This is a genomic window from Flavobacterium psychrotrophum, from assembly GCF_003403075.1.
GTDB classification, from domain to species: domain Bacteria; phylum Bacteroidota; class Bacteroidia; order Flavobacteriales; family Flavobacteriaceae; genus Flavobacterium; species Flavobacterium psychrotrophum.
The window spans coordinates 873,721-899,122 of sequence record NZ_CP031557.1 but is presented as its reverse complement, the minus strand read 5'-3'; the positions used below and the strand labels follow the sequence as shown (position 1 = coordinate 899,122).

The following is a 25,402-nucleotide window of genomic DNA, read 5'->3' as shown; positions in this document are numbered from 1 at the left end:
CTCCTGACTGTATAATATGCAAAACATTTGAATAACGCCATTGAATCTCAATGGCGTTATTTGTTTACTACGGTTTTACAGATAAATTCCCAAACCCATCAGGCAGATTTGGCGAATTTGACGTGTTACAGTAACCCTATCCCAAAAACCCAAATTCAAAGATTTGGATGCTTATATCTCAATGCAATTACTTAAATATTTTGAATATCCATAAAATCAAAATACAGGAAACATTAACTTTACAAATAATTTTTATATTTACCGTACCTACAAAAGGCAAGGTTTAATTATGAAATACCTATTAGTCATATTCTTTATCAGTATATCATGTTTTGGGCAAAAAGACTCAATTGGATGTGTATTACCTATTTTTCCTGAACCTCCTAAGCGTGACCTTAGTGATCCTAATGCCGTTTACAATCCTCAGGAAACAAAAACTCCTGCAGAATATGCCGACGGTATCAAAGCTTTTATGGACTTCCTTTCAAAAAACATTGACACCCGTAAACTTCAACTTCCTAAAGACAAAAAAACCAGGGTGTATGTTTCTTTCATCATAGAAAAAGACGGAAACCTGAGTGATATAATTGTGGCACCTGAGCCATATAAGGGATTAAGTGCCGCAGTAATCAATGCTATTTCTAAGTCTCCAAAATGGATAGTGGCTACAAATAGCGAAGGCGCTAAGGTACGAATGCGGTATGCCTTACCCTACACGTTTAAAAATTAGCAACACACAAGTAAACATACTATTTTGAAACCCAAAACATTTGGCCTTGTGGGCCGCAATATAAGCTACTCCTTTTCGGCAGGTTATTTTAAAAAGAAGTTTGAAAAGGCAGGATTAAAAGAGTATACCTACCGCAATTTTGACATCGACGAAATTGATGAATTGCCGTATATCATTAAAAACACCAAGCACCTTAAAGGCCTTAACGTTACCATTCCGTATAAGGAGGAAGTACTGCCCCTATTAGATAAACTGTCTAAAAATGCAAAAACAATAGGTGCCGTTAATACCGTTAAGGTTTCTAAAAATGGCAAACTTAAGGGGTATAATACCGATTATTTTGGGTTTAAAAAATCACTTAAGCCACTCATAAAAGAGCATCATAAAAAGGCTCTTATACTGGGTACGGGTGGTGCAGCTAAAGCCGTAGCCTTTGCTTTACGCAAAATGAAAATTGAGTATGATTTTGTATCGCGTAACGGTAATGACGAAATTTATGGCTATGCAGATCTTGATAAAGATATCTTTAAAGAGTACCATATCATTATCAACACCAGCCCGGTAGGTACTTTCCCTAAAGTAGACGAATGCCCACCATTAAACTATAAGCTTTTTACTAAAAAACATATTGCTTACGACCTGGTTTATAATCCTGAAGAAACCCGTTTTTTGCGCGAAGCCAAAGAAAACGGTGCTAAAACTATTAACGGTTATAAGATGCTGGTATACCAGGCAGAGCGCGCATGGAAAATTTGGAACAAATAATTTAGCTATTTAATAGATATAATAGTAACGAATACATTTTTTTAAGAAAAATATCATAATCTGATGTTTTTCTTTGAATATTAAACAGTCTTTATTATCTTTCGGCAATAAAGCAGTTAACCCCATAAGCATTATAAAATGTTAGACGAAAAGAATGATAACCTGCATAACGCAGACGGAAATGAAATTACAGGCGCAGGAGATACTTTTGAAAACGGCTATTTGCCAGGTGATAAAGTAACCGATAACAGCGATTTACCTGAAGACAGCGAAGATCTTAAAGTCCTTCATGAAACAGAAGGCCAGTTACCTTTTGCTCCGGAAGCACTTACCGGACGAGTAGAAGAAGAAGTTGCTGAGGCTGAACCGGAAGTTATTGCTGCTGAAACTGCCAGCGAGGTAACTCCCGAAGATGCAGCTCAGACTGAAGAAACTACTGCAACCGAGGATGCTGCTACAGAAAGCCATGATGAAGAGCACCACGACGAAGACCATGCCGAAGAAGTGCCTGATTACAGCGCACTATCTATGGAGCAGCTAACTGAGGAACTTGGCAAATTGGCTGATGCCGAAAAGGTAATGTCGGTTAAAAACCGTGTAGAAGAGGTTCGCAGGGAATTTTATTCTAAGTACAATCATTTTATAGAGGATAAAAAAGATGAGTATGCCAACGATAACAATGGCGATACTACAGATTTTGAATATAACCTTCCGCTTAAGGGTACGTTTGATGGCCTTTACTACCAGTACAGGGATAAAAAGAACAGCCATTTTAAAAAACAACAAAACGACCAGAAAGGCAACCTTGATAAAAGGCTTGCCATTATAGAAGAGCTTAAGGCGCTGGCCGATGCAGGTAGTACCGTTAAAGACTCTATCAAGCAGGTTAATGAATTGCGCGAACGCTGGAAGAATGCCGGCCCTATACCAAGAGATAAGTACAACCACGTATTTAACAACTTCCACTTTCATATAGAGCGTTTTTATGACCACTTGCACCTTGACCGTGAGGCACGCGACCTGGACTTTAAACACAACCTGGAGCAGAAGCTTAAAATAATAGCACGCGTTGAAGAACTGGCTGAAGATACAGATGTAAACAAAGCATTCCGCGAATTGCAGGCGCTGCACAAAATTTGGAAAGAAGAAATAGGCCCTGTAAGCCGTGATTACCGTGAAGAAATATGGAATCGCTTTAGCGAACTTACACGTCAACTGCACGATAAGCGTGAGGCTCTTTATGCAAGACTGCGTGAAGGTGAGGTAGAAAACCTTGAGGCCAAACAAGATATCATAGCCCGAATTAACGCCATTGCCAGCGAAAAAATTGCTGTACATAGTGCGTGGCAGGGACAGATAGACCGTATTGAGGCTCTTAGGGATGAATTTTTTAAAACTGGTAAAGTACCACAGGAGGTTAATGAGTCTACATGGGCGGCGTTTAAAGATGCTGTAAGAAACTTTAATGCTGTTAAGAATTCATTCTATAAAGACATTAAAAAAGACCAGCAAACAAACCTTAACCGCAAACTTGCACTGGTAGAAAAAGCCAATACCCTTAAAGAGAGCGACGATTTTGCAGGCACTACAGCTGTAATGAAACAGATACAGGACGAGTGGAAAACCATAGGCCATGTACCCCGCAAATACAGTGATGTAGTGTGGAAAGACTTTAAGGCGGCTTGCAACCATTATTTTGACAGGCTGCACGCCCACCGTAACGAAGCTAACGGCGAAGAACTGGAAGCTTTTGAAAAGAAAAAAGACTACCTTGAAAGCCTAAAGGATTTTGAACTTACCGGTAACCACAAAGAAGATCTTGATGCCATTAAAAAGCACATTGAGAACTGGAAAACCTTTGGCCGTGTACCGCAGGCACGTAGGCATATAGAAGGCAAGTTCAACAAAATACTGGATGCCCTTTTTGATAAGCTAAGCCTTAGTAAGAAAGAAACCGAAATGGTTAAATTCAGTAACAGGCTGGAGCAGCTTTCTGGCAGTGATGATACCCGTAAGCTCGAAAATGAGCAGGTATTTATTATGCGCAAGATAGACGAGGTACAGGCAGAGATATTCCAGCTTGAAAATAACATACAGTTTATAAGCAACGCTAAGGCCGATAACCCTTTTGTTAAGGAAGTGTATAAAAGCATTGACCGCCACAAAGAGGAGCTTAAAACCTGGAAAGATAAACTGAAACAAATACGTACCCTAAACCAAAAGCCTAAACCGCAGGAGGAAGAAGGAACAGCAGAATAATTGATATAGAAAACCGGTAGCTTAGCTGCCGGTTTTTTTATAGCTTATTTATAATAACTATAAGTACAACAGAAAAGAGCTGCAAGACGAGTTGGGACTTAACATGTACGACTATGGGGCAAGGAATTATGACCCTGCTGTAGGTAGGTGGATGAACATTGACCCACTGGCGGAGACATCAAGGAGATTTAGCCCGTATACTTATGCTCTTAATAATCCTGTGTATTTCATTGACCCTGATGGAATGCAGGCGGAGGATTCTAATGGAGACTGTCTAACTTGCCCAAGAAATCCTTTTGGAGGTACTAGACCACCAAAAGAAGCAAGACGTTTAGGAGAAACAATGCAAAATTTCACCCCATCAGCGAAAACAGAGAACTTATTTAATGAGGCGAAAAGTTTGTTAGTTGATGTTTTTGATTATGACGCTGGTCTCTCAGTGGGTGAAACTGGTGGGGTTGATGTACAAATTGGTCCGCTTAAGGGCAATGCTGAGGTCACTTTATTCGAAGTAACGGGCCAAACAACCAAGGAGAATGCTCTAGAAGTTGAAGTTAAAGGTCCAGGTGCTAGTGTCGGAGCAGGATGGGGTGGTGCAAACGCAGATATAGGATTTACTCTTGATTCTGCTAAAACTACACTAAGTAAAAGCGGTAAAGTCGATGTGAAAACGTCGGGAGTGGAAAGAACGGGGGAGTTAAAGCAGGAAAAAATGCAGAAGTGAGCTTCTCAAATTCTTCAACTATAGGCCTAGCTTTAAAAGTTCCGACACCTGCAGGAGTAAGTGGGAAAGTTAGTGGAAGCGTAAACTTATATAATGCAGCAGTAGGAGTTACTAAACTAATCCAAGGCGGTGCAAGTTATGTTTCGGATTACTTAAACAATATTTGGAGTGGAAATTAGTAGTGAATATATTTGCAATAAATTAGACTCAAAACCTAGCAATTTTACAAGATGAAAAAAATTATAGAGAAATACTCTACAAAACCAGTGGAGCTTTTTGAGACATTGTTTATTACATTTTTATTTGGTTATCTTCCCTTTGCTTTAATTCATATTATATTTAACATTTCAGGTATTATTCCAGTAAATTTTAACAACAAAGATGTTTATGGCTTATTGGGTACGGTAGTAATAATTATTTTTATCCCTTTTATAGTTTTATTATTAACCAGCATAATATGGATATATTTTATGATAGGAAACTTATTTTTGCGTTTATTAAAAAAAATGTTTTTATGAAATCGATTATTTTTTTATTGTTTTTTGCAACGTGTATGAAAGCACAGAGTAATATCGAAAATAACTTTTACCTTTTACCCTTACCAACTGGAATTTGTGCAAAACTATATCAAAGCACTAATGAAAAGCAAGCTAATATTGATAGTTATCAAGTCACTATTAATACAAAGCCTAGTTATATACTATATATGATGTCAAATGAATTACAAATACCAACACCTGTCAAAATAGAAAACGTCAAAGACTTTTTATTTGATATTGGAGATATTGATGTTAATAAAGTGGAAAACTACAAGAGTTTCATAAAAGTATATTTTAAATATAAAAACAACAATACAATTGATTGCGTAATTTATATGATGACTACTAATAACATTCTTAATAGATTTCTCTTGATGTATCCTGGCATCAATGCCCAAAATAAGTTTGATTTGGTAGTTAATTCAATAATTGAAGGAGTCATTTATAAGAAAAAAAATTGGTAATATTAAATGAGGGCTTCCAATTACATAGATAATATCAGTTTTTGTAATGTAGCTTTTTTATTCCCCTGCTGGCGCGAGGATCTTGCTCGTGCGTAACAACTACATTGTGTCAACAATCCAATGAGGTTTACAGACTACAATGGGATGTATAGAAGACTGGATACTAAATTATGATAAGTAAATTAGATGGTAAAATAATGCGAGCTCAACCGAAACAACTAATAGTGGAAAGATTTATTTATGAAAGATTTTTACCTTTAATTTATAGTTTCCTGAAGACAAAATTATGCTTAAACCTAAACTTATAAACATTGCATTATATATGTATTTAAAATATTTTTTATTTTATATATTGATGATGTTCAAAAATGATAATTACGCATTAATCTCAGTAGAAAATCTGAAAACATTTCAAGACATAGTTTATTATTGTTTTATATTTTTAGCTTTACCAACATTGTTTACAGTTGTTTTGACCGTCCCAATTTATTATACATTCAAATTAAATAACTTACATATATTTTCTGGTTTAATTTTCATATTATTAGCTATAGAATGTTTAGTGTATACATATTTGGCATCACAATTAGATTATTTAAATGGTGTATACCTTTTAATTATTAGCGTGTTAGTTCTTACATGTATATTTTATAAAGCCATTATTTCAAAGCATTCAAAAATTTAATTAAAACAACAAGCCCTGCACTTGAGTATAAAGGGACGGCAAAAAAGTAGCAATAAACAGACGACTAACTACTTAAGCCCCTTGTGGTTAAATTGCAAGGCATTTCTGCAAGTATTGGTGCTTCAATGTCGATAGGCTAATTTAACTTAAATTATGGGAATACAATAATTATGAAATAATGAAAAACAAGAAATTAATTTTATCATTTTACATTCCTCTTTTTTACTTGGAATACTATACCTCTATATAATGAATGAAAGAGATTTGAATAAACGTGAAATTGCTCCAAAAATAAGATTTGAAACAAAGCTCAATGATTTACATGTCACAAGTATATCTTTTGAAAGAAATGATTTATATTTAAATAAAGTATTATATAATTCGGATGGAATAAGTAGCTATTCAAGAGTTCATTTCAAAAATGGTTTAATAGAATTGCAAGATATTAATCCTCCTTTTGTAATATCGAAAAAGGCAAATAATGATACTTTAAAGATAAGTAAAAGTGATGTAAATTATTATTTGTTAGTTACACAGGAAATCGAATATTCAAGAAATTAATGTAGCGGATTAGATGTAGCGTTAAATAAACACAAATCTTCCCGAAACGGGGAGATTGTTGTTAGCCCTATCTTCCTATCATTGCCTTTAATGCCGTTATATGCTCAGGAGTGAAAGCAACAACTTTATAATCGTTATACTGTTATTGCTTTCTTTGGCCTCCAATATATACCACTAGTTCCATTAATGCGGCCTCTGATTTCTTTATAACATCAATAATATCAATACCTTATATTATTGTAAAGCCTGAAGTTGGCAGTACATCATACAGGTTTATTTCATCGGTAAGTCATAATGTTAGTGGTGCTCAAAATACATCTCACTACTTATAATCATACGTCACCGGCATTTTTACAGTGGTAACCTGTGGTTCGCGCACTATCTTTTTTTCGTATCGTGGTGTAATGGTTGTATCTATATACTTTTCGTCTTTATACTTTATATGCTCTATAATAGCCGAAACTTTTACATTAACATCTATAGGCTGCACATAATTGTCATTGGCTAAAGCCATATAAAAGCTGCCCTGCAACAATTTACCATCAATAAAGCGTTTGTAGCCTGCAGTGCCTTTTCCGCCGTCAAAAGGCTTATTAGGCTTGCCTGCAACAAAAAGATTTTTATTCACCTCATCGGTCAATGCATATTCTACATCTTCGCCGTTTGCGGGTAACAACAATCCGGTAACAGCACCTGCCGCCAGCCCTCCTAAAGGCGTAGTAAAGTAGGTTGCCACACCTTTTGCAGTTGTTACAATAAGTTTACGGTTTTGCTTCCAAAAATCGTTACTCTCCTCCCCTACGCCTACCCAGTATGCCCAGGCCACTACTTTTTTAGTTTCATCTTTACCTATAACATTTACAGGTAAGGTAAAAGCAACCGAACTTCGCGTTTCGCCTAACCCGGATTTAGCGCCCACACGCTGGCTTTTATCCAGTACAATTTCTTCATATTTTTTTTCACTCGCTACTACCCTATGCACTTTTTGAATACGTAATGTATCATACCCAACAACAACATCTTTAGTACCTGAAACCCAAACCGTATCAGGCACCATAGCCCATTTTACCGCCGTATTAAAATTGCGTGTAGCGATGCTTTTCGGTATGCGCTGTATGGTTACCTGGCAGTTGCGCTTACCCTTTGTATTATTTACAAACCTGAATACATAAACCGATTTGTTAGTAACCGTAAGTTCCTGCTTTTCCTCCTTAATATTTTGCCCACGGTATTTTAGCACGTCAGGGTATTGAAGTACAGCCGCTTCGGGCAATGTCGCACCTTCGGCAGTTATGGTAAGTATAATACGATCGCCCGCAGCAAAGCCATACATCAGCTCTTCGGTTTTATTACCTTCAAGCTTTAGGTGCAGGCTGGCAACATCTATTTTTTGCCCAAAACAAAGCCCGCTTACAAGCAGGCATATCATCATCAGTTTTTTCATTGCTTACAGCTTTTTAGCCTCATTCCAGAATACATCCATTTCGGCAAGTGTCATATCTGCAAGAGATTTTCCCATTTCGCCAGCCTTGCTTTCCAGATAGGTAAAGCGCTTTATAAATTTTTTGTTGGTACGTTCCAAAGCATCTTCAGGATTGATCTTCAGGAAACGTGCGTAATTGATAAGCGAGAACAGTACATCGCCAAATTCGCCTTCCATCTTTTCCTGGTCGCCGCTCTGCACCTCATCATGAAACTCAGCAATTTCTTCCTGCACCTTTTCCCAAACCTGTCCCGGTTCTTCCCAGTCAAAGCCCACACCACGTGCCTTCTCCTGAATGCGGCTGGCTTTAACCAGTGCCGGCAGGCTTTTTGGCACTCCTTCCAGTACCGATTTTTTACCTTCTTTAAGCTTTAGTTTTTCCCAGTTTTGCTTTACCTGTTCTTCATCTTCCACTACCACATCGCCATAAATGTGCGGGTGGCGGTGTATAAGCTTATCACAAATACTGTTTGCCACATCGGCAATATCAAAGTCGCCGGTTTCGCTGCCTATTTTGGCATAAAATACTATGTGCAGCAACACATCACCCAACTCTTTTTTTACCTCCTGTAAATCGTTATCAAGAATAGCATCGCCCAGCTCATATGTTTCCTCTATGGTAAGGTGGCGCAGGGTTTGCAGGGTTTGCTTTTTATCCCAAGGGCATTTCTCCCTAAGGTCGTCCATTATATCTAAAAGGCGGTTAAAAGCATCAAGTTGCTGTTGGCGTGTATTCATAACTGTAAAATTTTGTGTAAAAGTAAAAAATCCTGCTGCCAATTAAAGCAACAGGATCAATTATATAAATGGCAACAGCATTATTTTAGCCCGCTACCTGGGTAGTATCTTTAAGCTTGTCTTTAAAAAGCTGTTTAAACTTTTTAAGCTTAGGGTCTATTACCGCCTGGCAATAGCCTTCCTGGGCGTTGTTAGCATAATAATCCTGATGGTATGCCTCTGCTTTGTAAAAATGTTCTGCCGCTGTAAGCTCTGTAACAATGGGGTCATTGTATGCCTGCTGCAATTCGTCAATAACATTTTGGGCAGCTGCTTTTTCGGCATCATTACGATAATAAATAACACTACGGTACTGGGTACCCATGTCTGCACCCTGACGGTTTAGCGTGGTAGGGTTGTGAGTACTAAGATGTATACGCAGCAAATCTTCAAATGATATTTCATCAGGGTTATAGGTTACCTCAATTACCTCTGCATGGCCGGTCATTCCGCTGCACACCTCGCGGTAGGTAGGGTTATCAATCTTGCCACCGCTATAGCCACTCTCTACTTTGGTAACGCCTTTTAGCAATGTAAACACAGCCTCGGTACACCAAAAACAGCCACCGCCTATGGTAAGCTTCTTTTCGTTGCTTTCTACTTTTTTAAGCGCAACAGCGTTCATACAATAACGCAGCCCGCTTGGCTTAGGCCCATCGGGGAAAACGTGACCCAAATGCGCATCGCACGTACTACACAGTGCTTCTATGCGCACCATACCATAACTTTCATCTTTATGATAGGCAACAACATTATCTTTAACCGGTTGTGTAAACGATGGCCATCCTGTACCGCTTTCAAACTTCTCATCACCGTCAAACAGTAATGTGCCGCAGCACACACAACCATATTTACCGGGTTCAAATAACGAACACATTTCTGAGCTATGTGCACGTTCTGTACCCTTAAGGCGTGCCACCCTAAATTCTTCGGGGCTTAACAGGGCATGCCACTCTTCATCAGTTTTTACTACCCGGGTATCTGGTGTGGGGTTTCCGTTAGTTGCAAACCTTATAACATCAATCCATTTTAGCATGATAAATTTCCTTTCTTTAATTATTGTGAAGTACTTATATACTTATAAAAACTGTGCCAAAAATGCAATTTACAGTATAGTATGACATAGCTAAAAAGTATTAGTAATTTCAACAAATTTAGCACTTTTTGACATGACAAAAACGCCGTATAACATGCAATTAACATACCTGATTTACGGGAGATAATCTCATAAAAAAGCCCCGCCTGATATAGACGGGGCTGGTAAATAATTGAGCCCTGATTTTTATATTACTTATCAGTCCTTATAAGCCTGTACCTAAAAAAAGCCAAAGCAGTACCCGCTGCCGCGAGAAATACAATTTGCGAGTCTATGGGTGTAGGGGGAGATTCTACAGTCTCATCGCCCACATCTCCATTTTCATCTTCAAAACCTGTCCCGGGACCTTCGTCCTCTGCGTGCAGCATGGTACAGCTAAAAAGCAGTATGGTGCACACAAGCATTTTTAAAAATTTATGTATCATAATTATGTGGTTTAGTAGATTATTTTTTTACTTACTTTATAGCCATCAATGGTTGTTACTTCTACAATCAGCATTTGCTCCTGTATGGCAAGGCCAGTCACTTTTGCGTCTGATGCGTTTACGTCATTATTGCTATGCAACAGCCTGCCGTGAATATCATATACCGCAATGCTTTTCATAATTGCAGTGCCACTATTAAGTACAATTGTATTGTCATTTTTATATGCCATAATGCTTTTTGAAATATCTAAACCTCCACCCACACTAAGAGATGGTGATCTATAAACTATTTTAAAGCGGTCGTTAAAAGTTCCGGCAGCGGTAATAAAGGTATAGCTGTCTTCTGTTTTTAGCTCACGTACTATACCCTCCTGAATGTCTACCAAATAAATATCCTGCTCTTGTTTAAATACTCCTGTATAGCGGTGCAGGCTTATGGTAAAACTTCCGCCCGTATTAGCTTTGTACCCTAGTGCTACCTCATCGTTAATATTAAACAGGTCGCGTGCCTGTATAGATAGTTTAGTATCCTGGGCAATAGTGTACAGTGCTACCGTACCATCATTTAATAGCCTGCCATCATAAGCATAATCAAGATCCAGGGTTGTATCTTCCATATATGCTACAGCTGTCTGGCCAAAATCGTGGGTATCATTCGTTATATTAAGCCAGTATTTAGAATCGGCGACAGCAGGGGTTTCATTTGCAGTTCTGTAAAAACGCCCATTATCTCTGTCCCATCTCATAAAATTGTTGAACGAAAGACTGGTTGCCGTAGCCGCCGCTTTTACAAAAAAGCCCTGTCCCGGTTTTATTGTAAACAAATAAGCCGAATTTTCTCCTTCTCCCCCACCTTCTGATGGTTCGCAATCGCTACACCCTTCAACAGAACCTGCAAGGGATACTGTGGTGTAAGTTGTATCTGATGAGCCATTGCGTTTTCTCCAGAAATATGCCGTTCCATTTTCCAGGTTACTCTGGTTATCCATAAGAAAATTATACAGACGCAATGGTGAAGGATATGGATTACCCACTGCGTTATACCTGTTGCCTCCTACGTTTAACGGAATGCTAATGTCACCATTGTTTGGTACTCCATGAAAAATGCCGTTGTGTGAAGACGGAACAGTTTCTGACCAGCCATCGGGCATACGTATAAGGTAGCCTTTTGCTTTTGTAAACTGTACCACATTAGGCATCCCGCCCAGTATGCCCGATGCACTCGTGTAGTTACTGTAGGCATTCAGGGCTGTGTTATACACATAAAAGCGCGCATCCAGCGTTTGTGGAGAAAACTGCTTTAAGGTTTGTGATCCGCTTACCGGAGATGACCATAGCGTATAATCAAGGTTATAGAGTTCAGAACTGTTTCTTTTATAGGTTATTTCTCCCACGTTAGTAACATTATTGAACTGTAACAGGCTAGCATCAGATTCAAAAGTAAGCGATCCGCCCAGTACAGAAACACCACTTCTTATAGTAAAGGTATCACCTGTGTTTACAACTACATCACCACTGTTAACCGTAAGGCTACAGGCATATATTTCGCCATTTGTAGCAGAATTATAATCGCCTTCTATAACTACTGCATATGCCTCGCAAACCGGTACACCATTACTCCACGAACTACCATTCCAGGTTGTTGTAACCCCGCACTCAGATGCGTTGTTTATTACAAAATACTTTGTAACACTACATTGGTTAGCATCTGTAATAGTTACCCTGTAATCATCCCTGCCCGGAAGGTTATCTGCCATGGAGCCGTCGCGTTCGTACGGATACCATGAATAGGTATATGGAGCCACACCACCACTAACAGTTGCGCTGGCAGATCCTTGTGAAGATAATCCGCAGGCATAATCTGTAGTGGCAACCGTTGCACTTAAAGGTTCGGGCTGTGAAATGGTAAATGCCACAGTAGCGCTACAGTTAAAGGCATCTTTTACAAGTACACTGTAATCGCCGGGTGCAAGCCCTGTAATAGTTGAATTCCAGTTGTAGTTGCCCGAAGGAAATACCTGAAAGGTATAGGGAGCTGTGCCGCCCTGCGCATCTATAATTACATAGCCATTTGCAGCGCCATAGCAGCTAACATCTGTTTTTATAGCCGTGGCAGACATTGGTGCTGCCGGCTGGTTTATTGTTCTCGTTTCGCTAACAGAACATCCGTTAGCATCAGTAACCATTACACTATAAGTACCCGCTGCCAGGTTATTGATATAATTTGTAGTAGCCCCATTAGACCACAGGTAACTATATGGCGCCGTGCCTCCTCTCATGCTGTTTATAGTAATACTGCCGGAGTCTGAGCCATGGCACACAGCATTATTTGTAATAATCTCATCTATACTTAGTATATATGGATTTAATAGTTCAAAAATTTTGGTATCTGAGCAGCCATTACCATCAGTCACCGTTATGCTGTAATTTCCTGCCGGAAGGTTTTCAACACCTGCAGTTGTTGCCCCTGTAGACCACAGATAAGTGTAAGGTGCTATACCACCACTAACATTTACTGAAGCTGTACCGTTAGCCTCGCCATAGCATAAAGGCCAGGCGTAATCCATAATTACATCAAGTGCAGTTGGCTCGTTTATGGTTATATCTTTTTCAATGGTACACCCATTAGCATCTGTAACGGTAACCGAATAAGCTCCGCCCTGTAGCCCCGTTACCGATGCTGTGCTTTGTCCAGACGACCACTGATAGGTGTAAGGAGATACGCCACCCAATACCAATACATTTGCCGTACCTGTTGCCGCACCGGTGCAAAGCACATCGGTTTTAGACATAATGGCAGACAAAGATGCTGCTGGTTGCGCCAGGGTTATATCTTTTACAAGTGTACAGCCATTTGCATCTGTAACGGTAACCGAATAATTTCCGGCAGCCTTGTTGCTTAGTGAAGCTGTAACTTCTCCAGATGACCATACATATGTATATGGGGCAGTCCCACCGGAAACCGAGGTCCCGGCAGCTCCGGTGTTCGTGCCGAAACATAAAATATCTGTTGCACTAATTGTAGCACTCAAAGCAATAGCCGGTTGTACTATTGTAAAATCTTCTACAAGTGTGCAACCGTTTCCGTCGGTTATAGTTACACTATAATTTCCGGCTATTATGTTAGAAATTGTTGCTGTTGTAGCACCATTAGACCAAAGGTACGTGTAAGGAGTGGTACCTCCGGATACCGTTACTCCCGCATTTCCTGTGCTGCTACCATAACACAAAATATCTGTTTTATTAGTAGTGGCTGCCAGTGCTGACAAAGGTTGTGAAATGTTAAAAGGATGAGTTAGGGTACAGCCTTTAGCATCGGTTACTGTTAAACTATAATCTCCTGCGCCAACATTAGTAAGAGCTTCTCCTGTATGCCCGTTACTCCAGGCATAGCTATAGGGCGGTGTTCCACCGGATACTGCAAGAGAAGCTTGCCCCGTTGCAGCATTATAACACAATACATTGCTTTGCGCTGCTATACCACTTAGCGGTGCAGCTGGCTGAGAAATTGTGTAGTTTTGACTAAGTGTACACCCATTAGCATCGGTAATGGTAAGGCTGTAATTTCCGGCAGGTTTATCATATAAAGATGCCGTTGTTTCGCCTGTTGTCCATAAATAGGTATAAGGAGTTGCTCCGCCTGCAGCGGCTACCGTTATGCTGCCTGTGGCATTGCCATAACAATTTATATCTGTAATTTGAGATGTTGCACTTAAGGCTGCGGGCTCAGTTATATGAAAGACCTGAGTAAAATTTTTGCCACAAGCATTAGTTGCAGTACACGTCCAGGTACCCGCAGTAAGGCCTGTTACACTCGCTGTACCATCGCCCGCCGGATTGCCCGGCAACCAGTTATAAGTTAAAGTGCCACTTGGGGCAAACGATGCTGTAGCCTTTCCGTTATTGCCACCATAACACGATACATTTGTTTGAGATGATGCTGTAAGAGTTACCGGCGCGCACTCAAATTTCATGGCATCTACAGACAGGTAACCAATACCTATATCTGTAGTTATAACAATTTGGTCTATTACTGTATTACTGTTATCCTGATTGCCAAGGGTTGCCATGTCAAACAGGGTAAAACCGTTGTTAGTACTTGCAGATGGGTTAAACGGGTTACTCCTGCTGGCGCTATATACTACTGACCCACCCCGTTTGCCTGTAATGGTTAATGTGCCAACGGGCGAAAGGTTAAGGCTGGTAGTAGATACATATATCCACAAGCTTTTTAAATTGATGGCTGCACCATTTGCGGTACTCATGGTAAACTCTACACCACGACTGGAAGAAGTATAATAGCTGTTATCCAGGTATTTATTGTCTTTTGCATTACCATTCCATCCGGTATTAGGAAAGGCACCCTGCACGTAGAAATAACTTTGCTGAGAAGTTATGTTAAATGTTATGCCCCCTTCAGAAAAGGAAGTTGCATTATTGGGCTCATTATCAAAAGTCTCGGTTATTATCTGAGCCGATAGATAATGATTGCCAAATAGCATGAGCAATAGTGCTAAGAGGTAATATTTTTTCATCTTGTTGATTTATTTAATGGTTTAAGCAGTTTACCGGGATGCGTAAGTTTACTTTCTTTTAAAATTGCCGCGCCTGCAGCCTAAATAACATACATTTATAATCGCTATTTAACTATCCTAAAAAAAGCGTGACGCTTTTAAGTTTAGGTAGTAAATATTTTAGGCTTAAATGTAACTTGGATATAAACCCGGCATACTTTAAAGATTAGTTAAGCACGAGGTGGGTACAAACCACTTACACAAATAATATAACGCATACCCATGTAAGGTTGTCTTAAATCAATACCATTGGGTTTGGTTTGTCCTGCATTGTCTACAGATATCATTTTAGTATTTGCAACATTAGCAGCGGTCTTGTTGTATAAGTTTGAATTTGCCTGGCCACGCCCATCGGGGTAGTTAGGTGTTCCAATAACAGAGTCAGCCTCTGGCGCAGCGGCATCGCCCGCGGCGTTACTAAGGTTAAATTTTGCAGTGTGGCTGTGCTCTGGCAAGTGCTTATCAGTAAGCACAATACCTTCTGTACCTCCCGTTACACCCTGTTTGTATGAAGCACCACCCGGCTGGGCACCAAGGCCTACCGGTATCCTGCCCCTAAGATCTGGTAAGGCAAATGTGTTTATACCATCACCGCCATAAGTATTTTCTAAAATTGAATACAGGGTTGACGCCTGGTGAATTGGCACGAGCTGACCATTGCATTCTGCCCATCCGTTTGGTACAAAACTGCCTGCAAAAAGTTTGATAATTCCGATGTACTCTTCCATGATATAATTGTTTATGTGGTTATAGGACAAAGCTATACCTCAGTCATTTTTTAAATACAGGTAGAAACACGTGTTTTTTTTTAACAATCATTTTGCAATTTTGCTACCTTTAGAACTAATATTAACATTAATCAATACAAACAAATTATGAAAGATTTAGAACCAGAAGATTACCCAGAGGGACTTATATTTCCCCTTGACAAAGCTCTTGCTAATGCAAAACGATGGAGGGATCCTGAAACAAAGTTTGCTTACAACAAACTTCATGGGTTTTACATACCTCACCTGGATTTAGCAGCTTTAACAGGTTTAGCAGAGTCAGGTGCAAGTGGAGCAAGGGCTTACCTTGGCATTGATGAGAACAATAATGCAAAACTTGTACTGGTAGGTACCATTTCTACCCAGCACGAAGATGGTAGCGTTACTTATGACGATATGTTACCAGGAATGAAACACACAGGCAAAGTTTACGACTTTAGTATGCCGTGCCCAAGAGAGTGTAGTTCTGTAAGTCCTTTTAACGACATTAAATAAAACAGGTTTAGCTAAACAGGGCGGAGGTTCCGTCCTGTTTATTATTTAATACTAATAAATTTGTACATAAAATTATATGCTAGCAATCCTGTCATATATAGGGATCATATTATTACTTATAAACAGTGTTGCCTACTTTTTGCGTTTTAAGAATAACAACAGTGCCTACAAGTGTTTTACAGTATACCTGGTGGGTATATTTATTATCCAGACCGCCACTGTGGGTATGGCATTGAATGGACTGAACAACCTTTTTTTGTCAGGTTATTATCTTTTTTACCAATTTATATTGCTAAGTCTTTTTTTTTACCGGCTGCTTTTACCTTCAGACAGAAAAAAAGCTGATATGGTAAAGTATGCTTCAGGCATTACCCTTGCGGGCCTCATTTTACACTATGTACTTGATCCGGCGGTGTACTACACCGTTAATACCACAGGATTTTTAATTACATCTATTTTACTTATTGGCTATTGCTTACTCTATTTGTTTGAACTTCTATCTAAAAAATCAGTTTTCAACTATATCACCATAGGTATATTTATTTACCTGATAAGCAGTACACTGGTTTTTTTTTCAACAGCATCAGCACTTACAGCAACGCTTAGCGATGATATGTTTTACGTGCTCTGGATTATAAACATCATACTTTTTAACATATACCAACTACTTATTTTATGGGAATGGAAACAGCACTTTTTTTACAAAACAATAAAATAGGCCTACTGATGCTCAGTGGTATTATTTTTATGTTTGCTGCGGGTACAATACTGTTATTATTTTTTCATTTCTCTCAAAAAAAATTCATACAACAGGAACTTGAAAAAAAAGATCTTGAACTGCAACACAACAAGCTACTTTTAAATGCCACCCTTGAGGTTCAGGAAAAAGAACGTAAACGTATTGCCCAGGACCTGCACGATGACATTAGCTCTAAGCTAAATATCATTTCTATCAACTCGCACCTGCTGAGCATTGGCGGGCTTACTAAAGAAAAACAGGATGAGGTAACCGGTATCATAATAGGGCTATCCTCTAAAGTACTCGAAAATTCAAGACGCATTGCGCACAACCTATTTCCTCCGGTGTTTGATAAATTTGGCATACATGCTGCCATACTCGAATTGTGTAAGGAGTTTAATACACTCGAAAATGTAAATATTACTTATGAAAATACTATTGAGTTTGACCCTGCCGAAAGCGAAAAGCACATGCACGTTTTCAGGATATTGCAGGAACTGCTCAATAACTCTATACGCCATGGTAAGGCCACAAATATAAGCATCCGCTTTGACGGTGATGCCGCATTAACTACCTGCCATTATAAAGATAACGGACTGGGATTTGATACTGAAAGCTCTGATAATAAAAAAGGACTGGGTATGAAAAACATCGAAAGCCGCATTAATTACCTTAAAGGCTCATTCGATATACAGTCTGTTATTAACCAGGGTACTACAATAACATTTACATTCTAATAAATGAAAACCATCAATATAGCCATAGTCGATGACGAACTGCTATTCAGGAGTGGTATATCTTTCATATTGAAGCGCGAACCGGATATAAAAGTCATATTTGAAGCAGGTAATGGTAACGAACTGTTAGAGTATTTAAGAGCCTCGGAAGACCTGCCGGATATTATTATGATGGACTTAAAAATGCCGGAACTCAACGGAGTAGAAGCCAGCAAAATTATAAACGATGAGTTTGCCGATATTAAGATTATTGCCCTTACCAGCTATGACAGCAAATTGTTTGTTGCCAATATGATAAATGTGGGCGCGGCAGCCTATCTGGTAAAAAACACATCGCCCGATGTATTGCTGTTTACCATTCGTGAAGTGGCTATTAAAGGGTATTATTATAATGATGAGGTACTGGGTATAATAAAAGATAACCTGAGCGTACTTAAAGAATCTAAATTCAGCTTCGACAGTGAGCCGCTTACCAACCGCGAACGTGAAATAATACGCCTTATATGCCTGCAATATTCTACTAAAGAAATTGCCGATATGCTGTTTATAAATTACCGCACGGTAGAAGGGCACCGCAATAACCTGCTGCTAAAAACACAGTCTAAAAATATGGCCGGCCTGGTATTATACTCTCTTCGTAAAGATATACTGAGCCTGGATGATCTTATGGCTTAGTTATATCAATTATTAATATAACTCAGCCTAAATAATTTGTCACGCAAAGTCGAGGAAACATAAAATAGTAGAAAAAATCAGGCTAAGATATATTCATAAATGGTGTTATAATAAATATACTCGGCATATAACAAAACAGGCCTACCGGGAACCAACCGGCAGGCCATAACTTTGTGTAAAAAATACATCTAAATTTTATTATGTAGGAATTATCAGATAGATGCCGAATTTAATAGTGGCTACTTATAGCCTTGTAAAGCACATCAAATATTACACCATTTCTGACAGAATGAAAGCTTTACTATTACAATTAACAAAATAATAACCCTGCAGGGACTACGCAAAATACACCCAATTCTATTTTGCGTAGTGTGCCAGGAACTTAAACTAATAACCCAATCTATTAACCATTTTTCACTTCTCAGTATTACTGCAATTTCAGGATATCTATCCTACCCTTTCTACTAAGTTTATTACGATATATCGTAAATTATGGTTTTATAAGTTCTATAGAACCATCTGCACTGTGCTTAAGTTCGGTAACCTTAATATTACGCAGGTGTGTTTTACCTGACAGCTGCGTATCATGGTAAAAAATGTACCATTTACCTTTTATCTCTACAATAGAGTGGTGTGTTGTCCAGCCTTGAACAGGATCCATAAACGTACCCTGGTATGTAAACGGTCCATAAGGATTATCTCCGGTGGCATACGCCAGGTAATGCGTATCTCCGGTAGAATAACTGAAATAGTATTTGCCATTAAATTTATGCACCCACGAGCCTTCAAAAAAGCGCCTGTCGTGGTCGCCGGTAAGTAGTTGGTTACCTTCTTTATCTACGATTACTACATCTTTAACAGCACCGTCAAAATGCAGCATATCTTTGCTCATTTTAGCTACTTTACAGCTTAGTGCCGGTTTAGTATCGTCCTGTCCATCTGTCTTAGAACCGTTAGCATCATATTTACCAGTAGCCCAGCGTTGCAGCTGCCCGCCCCATATACCCCCAAAGTACATGTACGATTCGCCATTATCATCAGTAAACACCGCAGGATCTATACTGTAGCTACCTGCTATCGGTTCTTTTTCTGCCTTAAAAGGACCAGCCGGAGATTTGCTTGTAGCCACCCCCATCCTGAACACATCATTTTTATCCTTCAGCGGAAAATACAGGTAGTAGGTACCGTTTTTAAAAGCCACATCCGGTGCCCACAGCTGCCTGCCTGCCCACGGAATATCTTTAACATCCAGTGCCACGCCGTGGTCTGTTACCTTACCTCCTATGCTATCCATAGAAAAAATGTGGTAATCTTTCATGGCAAAGTGGTCGCCATTATCATTTTCTTTAACTCCCGCATCAATATCGTGAGACGGGTAAATGTATATCTTCCCTTCAAAAACGTGTGCAGAAGGGTCTGCCGTATAAAGGTCACTTACCAGTGGTTCAGACAGGTAAGTTTTGGTTTCTTTAGTTGTAGTGGTTTCAGCTTCTTCAGCCTTTTCCTGCTTTTTTTCGCCACAGGCAGCCAGGCTCAAAACGGCACAAAGCCCTATTGTTTTAACTGTAGCCGAATGAAATTTAGCGTTTGGTTGTATCATGGTCTTATTTTTAATGGACTGTGAATTTAATGAAAACGTTATAGTTTGCAAGTAATAAAAAAGGGCAATCTCAAAAGTGCTGATTTCAGCATTTTTGTCATTCCGACGACAGGAGGAATCTCAACAAACTAAATTGTTTGAGATGCTTCACTATCGCTTCGTTCAGAATAACACTCTTGAGACAGCCCCTTATGCTTTACTAATACGCGTTAGCAATGATTTGCTCAAACAACTCCTGCTTACCACTGATGGCTTTTGGCTCACCATTGGCACGTGCATACGCATCAAGGTCTGTCAGTTTAAGACGGCCTTTTTCAAACTCATTACCCTTACCGGCATCAAAAGATGCGTAACGGTCTGTACGCAGTTTTGCGTAGTCAGTATTTCTAAGGATATGGTCTGCACTAATAAGTCCGCGTGCAAAGATGTCCATACCGCTAATATGCGCAATAAATTTATCTTCAGGGTCTGTAGAGTTACGGCGCACTTTAGCATCAAAGTTAATACCACCGCCCTGCAGGCCACCTGCCTGAAGGAACACAAGCATAGCCTGTGTAATTTCATAAATATCTATAGGGAACTGGTCTGTATCCCAACCGTTTTGGTAATCGCCACGGTTAGCGTCAAGGCTTCCTAAAAGGCCTTCGTTAGCTGCTATCTGCATTTCGTGCTCAAAGGTATGGCCTGCAAGTGTAGCATGGTTTACCTCAAGATTTAGCTTAAAGTCGTCTTTAAGGCCATATTTGTTGATAAAGCCAATACAGGTAGCCGCATCAAAATCATACTGGTGCTTCATAGGCTCCATAGGCTTAGGCTCAATAAGGAAACTACCTTTAAAGCCCTCTCCGCGTGCATAATCACGGCAAGTAGCCAGGAACATGGCAAGGTGGTCCTGCTCACGTTTTATATCTGTATTTAAAAGGCTCATATAACCTTCGCGACCACCCCAAAAAACGTAGTTCTCGCCACCTAATGCAATAGTAGCATCAATAGCAATTTTAGCCTGTGCACCTGCATAAGCCACCACATCAAAATTAGGATTTGTAGATGCACCGTTCATGTACCTTGGGTTACTGAACAGGTTACTTGTACCCCAAAGCAGTTTTATACCGGTCTCTTTTTGTTTTTCTTTAGCATATTCTACCACAGCGTGGATGCGCTTTTCGAACTCAGCCAATGTCGGCGCTTCATCTACTAAATCCACGTCATGGAAACAGTAATATGGAATGCCTACTTTTTCCATAAATTCAAAACCTGCATCCATTTTATCTTTAGCACGTGCTACCGCATCTTCGCTTTTGTTCCATGAATGGGTTTCTGTACCCGGGCCAAAAGGGTCGCCACCTGTATTACACAGTGTATGCCAGTAAGCCATGGCAAATTTAAAATGGTCTTTAAGCGGTTTGCCCGCTACAACACGGTTTTCATCATACCATTTAAAAGCAAACGGATTATTACTTTCCCTGCCTTCAAATTTTATCTTATCTACTCCCTTAAAGTAAGCTTGTTTTGTTGTACTCATTTTTATTATTTTCAATATTAATATTTTGTTTCCACTCTTTGTATATGTCTCCGTAAAGGTTGCTCAGGCCGGCCTGTGGTTCTATGCGTTCCAGGCATTGCAGGCTGCTAAAGGCCTCATCAAGGTTTTTATAAAACCCATAGCCACAAGCCGCACCACGTGCTGCACCATCGGCACCCGCAGTATTGTAAAGCTCTACGGTAGTTTGCGTTACATTGGCAAAAATTTCCCTGAACACCGGGCTCAGGAATAAGTTAGCCATACCGGCACGCACTACGGTACCCCCCGCCCCAAGTTCTTTCATTACATCAAAACCATAGTTCATGGCAAACACAATGCTTTCGCAGGCTGCACGCACCAGTTCAGGAGATTGATGTAACGTAAAGTTTAGATTCTGGATTCCTGAGAATACCAGCTTGTTATTGAAGATACGCTCTACGCCATTGCCAAAAGGATAAAAGCGCAGGCCTTTGCTGCCCGGCTCTGCCTTTGCAGCTTCGGCATTTAAAAGGTTATACGATACCGGCTCGTTACTGCCTAAAGACATTACCCTGCGCAGCCAGCTGTACAATATGCCCGACCCGTTAATGCAAAGCAGTACGCCATTTCGTTTGGCTTCGGCTTCATTATTAACATGAAGAAATGTGTTTACACGGCTGTTAATATCATAAGCATCTTTATCTGTAACCGAATATATTACCGCCGATGTACCCGCTGTAGTAGCTATTTCTCCCGGCTTTAGTACGTTTAATGATAAGGCATTGTTAGGCTGGTCGCCCGCCCTGTAGGTTATTTTTACATCGGGGCTTAAGCCGAGTTCTGCCGCTACTGCTGCATTGATGTTTGCCTGATGGCCAAAGGTGGGTACCACTTCCGGTATCATTGCTATTGGCAGGTCAAAAGCTTCCAGTATTTCTACGGCAAGACGGCCTTCTTTAAAGTTCCATAAAGCAGCTTCAGATAGTCCTGACGATGTGGTTTGCGCCACACCCGAAAGCTTTGCCGCAATAAAATCGCCCGGCAGCATCATGTGTACCGCACTATAAAATATCTCAGGCTCATTTTCCTGTACCCACTTTAATTTAGAAGCGGTAAAGTTACCCGGGCTTCCCAGTATCTGCGCCTGGCATGCCTGCTCTCCTACCTGCTGGTAAATGCGCTCGCCAATTTCGGCAGCCCTGCTGTCGCACCATATAATGGCCGGCCTTACAGGGTTTAAATCGCCATCGGTAAGTACAAGCCCGTGCATTTGGTAAGCAATGCCAATACCCGAAATTTGCTTAAGGTTAATGTTATGGCTGCGGCTCAGCGTTTGCAGGCCGGCCTTTACATACCCCCACCATTGCAGCGGATCCTGCTCTGCCCAGCCAAGGCGTTCGGCATAAAAGCCCATTTCCTGCTCAGGCACCCCAACAGCCGCAATAGTGTGCCCTTTATCAGCATCAAAAACGCTAAGCTTGATGGATGAACTGCCAAGATCTATTCCTAAAAAAAGCATATTCAGAAAAATTTAGTTTGTTCTACTGGTTGATTTTTTTACAAATATAGTCAAAAAGACCATAACTTGAATTTAAATGGTAATTTCTGCAAAATATTTTTTCGCAGCAGTCATTACCGGTCTATAACTTATATTATGGGTACTTAAGCTCTAGTGTTTTATAATAACTTAGTGGCTTATCCGGCGCTTCAAGCCCTGCCGGAATGGGCATCTTAGAAAACGTCTGGAAATACAGCACGCACGAATTTCTCCATATCACTGCCTCTTCCTCATGGAGTTTAAGCATCTCCATTACATCAGCATACGTTTCTGCGTCAACATGGCTTTTTGCACCTTCCCAGGTTTTTTGCATAGCACGCACGCCTTCTACACCTGCATAGTAATGCTGGCAAAGTTCGTCCCAAAGGCTACGGCCTGATTTGGTCTTGTAGGTCCACTTAACGTTATGGAACCATAGCAAGAGGTTTTCAGGACAGGCTTCGATATTGTTATATGTATCGCGCACAGGCGGAAAATATTGCGCTACGGCATTAGAACCGGTACTACTACGGTCAAAGCCAATGCCCTCAGCACTTGCGTTATGATAATAAGTAGACTTCCAGTTGGGCTGTGCAGCAGTATCTACCCACGGGCCCGGGCCGTTATGGGTATTATAAGCCATGATATGGTTTAGTCCCAATGGGGTCATATAATCTACCGTGTTTTCACGCGATTCCATAAGCATCTTTTTTACGGGGTCTACAAACTCTTTTTCGTTGCTAAAAGTCATTTTTAGCCAGTCGCCCGCTATTGCTTCAGATGATTGGTCAGGATTCCATGCCATCCTGCCCAGCGCATACCAGTTGGCCTGACCAAAGGTGTAGCCACACCAGTTGCGGCTGTTACCAATGTTAGATACCCCCGCCATACCGGTTAGCCTGCCGGTAGTGTAATTACCCTGCAACACGTTAGAAACCGTGCTGCCCTTGCCTTTTGCGTAAGTATCTGACTGTAGTACCTCTTCAAACAGGGTAGATAGAAACACCAGGTGCTTTGAAAAGCCAAGGTACTCCTGCGTTACCTGAAACTCCATCATCAGCGATGTATTGGGCATTGCGCCAAACAGCGGAGAAAACGGCTCGCGCGGCTGAAAATCTATCGGGCCGTTCTTAATTTGTACAATTACATTATCGTTAAACTTGCCATCAAAAGGCTTAAAGCTGTCGTATGCCTGTAGCGTTCTGTCTACCGTGGGGTTGCTGTTGTATACAAAAGCCCTCCACATTATAATACCGTTGTGTGGCTTTACAGCTTCTGCCAACATATTAGCACCATCGGCGTGTGTACGCTTGTAGTCCTGCGGGCCCGGCTGCCCCTCTGAGTTTGCTTTAACCAAAAATCCACCAAAATCAGGTATTTGCTTATAAATCTCATCTGCCTTTTTCTTCCACCAGTCTTTTACGCCGGCATCCAGCGGGTCAGCAGTCTTCAAGCCGCCTATGGTTATGGGCGCGCTAAACGAAACCGACAGGTATACCTTAAGCCCGTAGGGCCTGAAAACATCTGCAAGCGCTTTTACTTTAGACAGGTATTCTTCGGTAAGGATTTTTGGATTTGAATTTACGTTGTTCAGTACTGTACCGTTAATACCTATCGAGGCATTAGCACGTGCATAATCAGTATAACGGCTGTCTACCGTTTGCGGCAACTCATCCCACTTCCATATTGATTTACCGGCGTATCCACGTTCAATCGTACCATCCAGGTTATCCCAATGGTTAAGCAGCCTTACATCTAGTTTTGGCGCGCTTACTACCGAAAGGTTTGCAACACTTTGATGTGTTTGCACCAGTTTTAATAGATGGAATACACCATACAGTAATCCGGCATCTTTATTGGCAGCAATTACGGTACATTTTTTACCCTTAACGGTTACTGTTTGTATCAGGAAACCCTCGTTACCAAGTGTTTTTAACTGCTTATCTAATTTAAGGCTTTTGATAAACGGCGCATTTTGCGGAGTACCAATAAGAAGCGTACCTTCTGTACCAGCTGATGTTTCTTTAATATCACTACCCAACAGGCCTTTAAGTCCACGGGTAAGTTCTGATGTAGCAGCATTAATAATAGGAGATTTAGTACCCACTTTGTATGACTGAAAAGTTTGCCTGTAGGTGTTTAAAAGTGCTGTGTTGTTTACTTTTTCGTACTTCAGCCACAGGCGGTACCCATCATCGGCTTTAACGCCAAAGGGCAGCATACAGAAGAGTACGATATAAGAAACCAGTATTTTGTATTGCATTGTAAT

General features: G+C 40.4%; 21 protein-coding genes. 11 read left to right on the top strand and 10 right to left on the bottom strand.

All coding sequences use genetic code 11. The annotated features are described in order from the left end of the window. The first annotated feature begins 289 nt into the window (after nt 1-289). From DYH63_RS03855 to DYH63_RS03820, 7 genes are all read left to right on the top strand, one after another. A complete protein-coding gene (locus DYH63_RS03855) occupies nt 290-730 on the top strand; it encodes an energy transducer TonB (RefSeq protein WP_116787551.1) in 441 nt (146 codons plus the stop codon). A 24-nt stretch (nt 731-754) separates the two neighbouring features. Then, the gene (locus tag DYH63_RS03850) at nt 755-1,495 is read left to right on the top strand and encodes a shikimate dehydrogenase family protein (RefSeq protein ID WP_116787550.1); all 741 of its coding nucleotides are present in this window, start codon (nt 755-757) and stop codon (nt 1,493-1,495) included. A gap of 138 nt (nt 1,496-1,633) precedes the next feature. Next, on the top strand, nt 1,634-3,754 hold the full coding sequence (locus tag DYH63_RS03845; RefSeq protein WP_116787549.1) for a DUF349 domain-containing protein: 2,121 nt from the start codon (nt 1,634-1,636) through the stop codon (nt 3,752-3,754). A gap of 103 nt (nt 3,755-3,857) precedes the next feature. After that, nucleotides 3,858-4,478 carry an RHS repeat-associated core domain-containing protein gene (locus tag DYH63_RS21810; RefSeq protein WP_439952030.1) on the top strand — a complete coding sequence of 207 codons (621 nt, stop codon included), beginning with the start codon at nt 3,858-3,860 and terminating at the stop codon, nt 4,476-4,478. 230 nt (nt 4,479-4,708) lie between these two features. Further along, nucleotides 4,709-4,996, top strand: a complete 288-nt coding sequence (locus tag DYH63_RS03835; protein WP_116787548.1) for a hypothetical protein — start codon at nt 4,709-4,711, stop codon at nt 4,994-4,996. Further along, nucleotides 4,993-5,481, top strand: a complete 489-nt coding sequence (locus DYH63_RS03830; protein ID WP_116787547.1) for a hypothetical protein — start codon at nt 4,993-4,995, stop codon at nt 5,479-5,481. Before DYH63_RS03835 ends, DYH63_RS03830 begins: the two co-directional genes overlap by 4 nt. A 934-nt stretch (nt 5,482-6,415) precedes the next feature. Next, entirely contained in the window at nt 6,416-6,727 is a 312-nt protein-coding gene (locus DYH63_RS03820; protein WP_116787545.1) for a hypothetical protein, read from the top strand. Nucleotides 6,728-7,049: 322 nt separating this feature from the next. Here the strand turns inward: DYH63_RS03820 and DYH63_RS03815 are convergent, their stop codons facing one another. The 6 genes from DYH63_RS03815 to DYH63_RS03790 form a co-directional block, all read right to left on the bottom strand. Further along, nucleotides 7,050-8,171 carry a hypothetical protein gene (locus DYH63_RS03815; protein WP_116787544.1) on the bottom strand — a complete coding sequence of 374 codons (1,122 nt, stop codon included), beginning with the start codon at nt 8,169-8,171 and terminating at the stop codon, nt 7,050-7,052. A gap of 3 nt (nt 8,172-8,174) precedes the next feature. Continuing rightward, a complete protein-coding gene (mazG, locus tag DYH63_RS03810; protein ID WP_116790734.1) occupies nt 8,175-8,948 on the bottom strand; it encodes a nucleoside triphosphate pyrophosphohydrolase in 774 nt (257 codons plus the stop codon). Nucleotides 8,949-9,033: 85 nt separating this feature from the next. After that, nucleotides 9,034-10,023, bottom strand: a complete 990-nt coding sequence (locus DYH63_RS03805; RefSeq protein ID WP_116787543.1) for a bifunctional methionine sulfoxide reductase B/A protein — start codon at nt 10,021-10,023, stop codon at nt 9,034-9,036. A 251-nt stretch (nt 10,024-10,274) separates the two neighbouring features. Then, nucleotides 10,275-10,508 carry a hypothetical protein gene (locus tag DYH63_RS03800; RefSeq protein WP_162926912.1) on the bottom strand — a complete coding sequence of 78 codons (234 nt, stop codon included), beginning with the start codon at nt 10,506-10,508 and terminating at the stop codon, nt 10,275-10,277. Nucleotides 10,509-10,519: 11 nt separating this feature from the next. Beyond that, nucleotides 10,520-15,043 carry a RemA C-terminal-like gliding motility protein gene (locus tag DYH63_RS03795; protein WP_116787541.1) on the bottom strand — a complete coding sequence of 1,508 codons (4,524 nt, stop codon included), beginning with the start codon at nt 15,041-15,043 and terminating at the stop codon, nt 10,520-10,522. Between the two features lie 209 nt (nt 15,044-15,252). Continuing rightward, nucleotides 15,253-15,810, bottom strand: a complete 558-nt coding sequence (locus tag DYH63_RS03790) for a phage tail protein (protein WP_116787540.1) — start codon at nt 15,808-15,810, stop codon at nt 15,253-15,255. Between the two features lie 147 nt (nt 15,811-15,957). Here DYH63_RS03790 and DYH63_RS03785 point away from each other — a divergent pair, with 147 nt between their 5' ends. From DYH63_RS03785 to DYH63_RS03770, 4 genes are all read left to right on the top strand, one after another. Next, nucleotides 15,958-16,344: a hypothetical protein gene (locus DYH63_RS03785; RefSeq protein WP_116787539.1), complete on the top strand. Its 387-nt coding sequence runs from the start codon at nt 15,958-15,960 to the stop codon at nt 16,342-16,344. 76 nt (nt 16,345-16,420) lie between these two features. After that, the gene (locus tag DYH63_RS03780; RefSeq protein WP_116787538.1) at nt 16,421-17,062 is read left to right on the top strand and encodes a hypothetical protein; all 642 of its coding nucleotides are present in this window, start codon (nt 16,421-16,423) and stop codon (nt 17,060-17,062) included. After that, nucleotides 17,026-17,820, top strand: coding sequence for a sensor histidine kinase (locus tag DYH63_RS03775; RefSeq protein ID WP_240409058.1), 795 nt, complete (start codon nt 17,026-17,028; stop codon nt 17,818-17,820). The genes DYH63_RS03780 and DYH63_RS03775 overlap by 37 nt, the downstream gene beginning before the upstream one ends. Before the next feature lie 3 nt (nt 17,821-17,823). Then, nucleotides 17,824-18,495 (top strand): response regulator transcription factor, encoded by a 672-nt coding sequence (locus DYH63_RS03770; RefSeq protein ID WP_116787537.1) that lies wholly within the window; start codon nt 17,824-17,826, stop codon nt 18,493-18,495. Between the two features lie 490 nt (nt 18,496-18,985). On the opposite strand, the gene DYH63_RS03765 is transcribed toward DYH63_RS03770, so the two are convergent. The 4 genes from DYH63_RS03765 to DYH63_RS03750 form a co-directional block, all read right to left on the bottom strand. After that, on the bottom strand, nt 18,986-20,095 hold the full coding sequence (locus DYH63_RS03765) for a glycoside hydrolase family 43 protein (RefSeq protein ID WP_116787536.1): 1,110 nt from the start codon (nt 20,093-20,095) through the stop codon (nt 18,986-18,988). Between the two features lie 199 nt (nt 20,096-20,294). Beyond that, nucleotides 20,295-21,617: a xylose isomerase gene (xylA, locus tag DYH63_RS03760; RefSeq protein WP_116787535.1), complete on the bottom strand. Its 1,323-nt coding sequence runs from the start codon at nt 21,615-21,617 to the stop codon at nt 20,295-20,297. Beyond that, complete coding sequence (locus DYH63_RS03755; RefSeq protein WP_116787534.1) at nt 21,589-23,115, bottom strand: xylulokinase; 1,527 nt, start codon at nt 23,113-23,115, stop codon at nt 21,589-21,591. The genes xylA and DYH63_RS03755 overlap by 29 nt, the downstream gene beginning before the upstream one ends. Before the next feature lie 133 nt (nt 23,116-23,248). After that, a complete protein-coding gene (locus tag DYH63_RS03750) occupies nt 23,249-25,396 on the bottom strand; it encodes an alpha-glucuronidase family glycosyl hydrolase (RefSeq protein WP_116787533.1) in 2,148 nt (715 codons plus the stop codon). Nucleotides 25,397-25,402 lie beyond the last annotated feature (6 nt).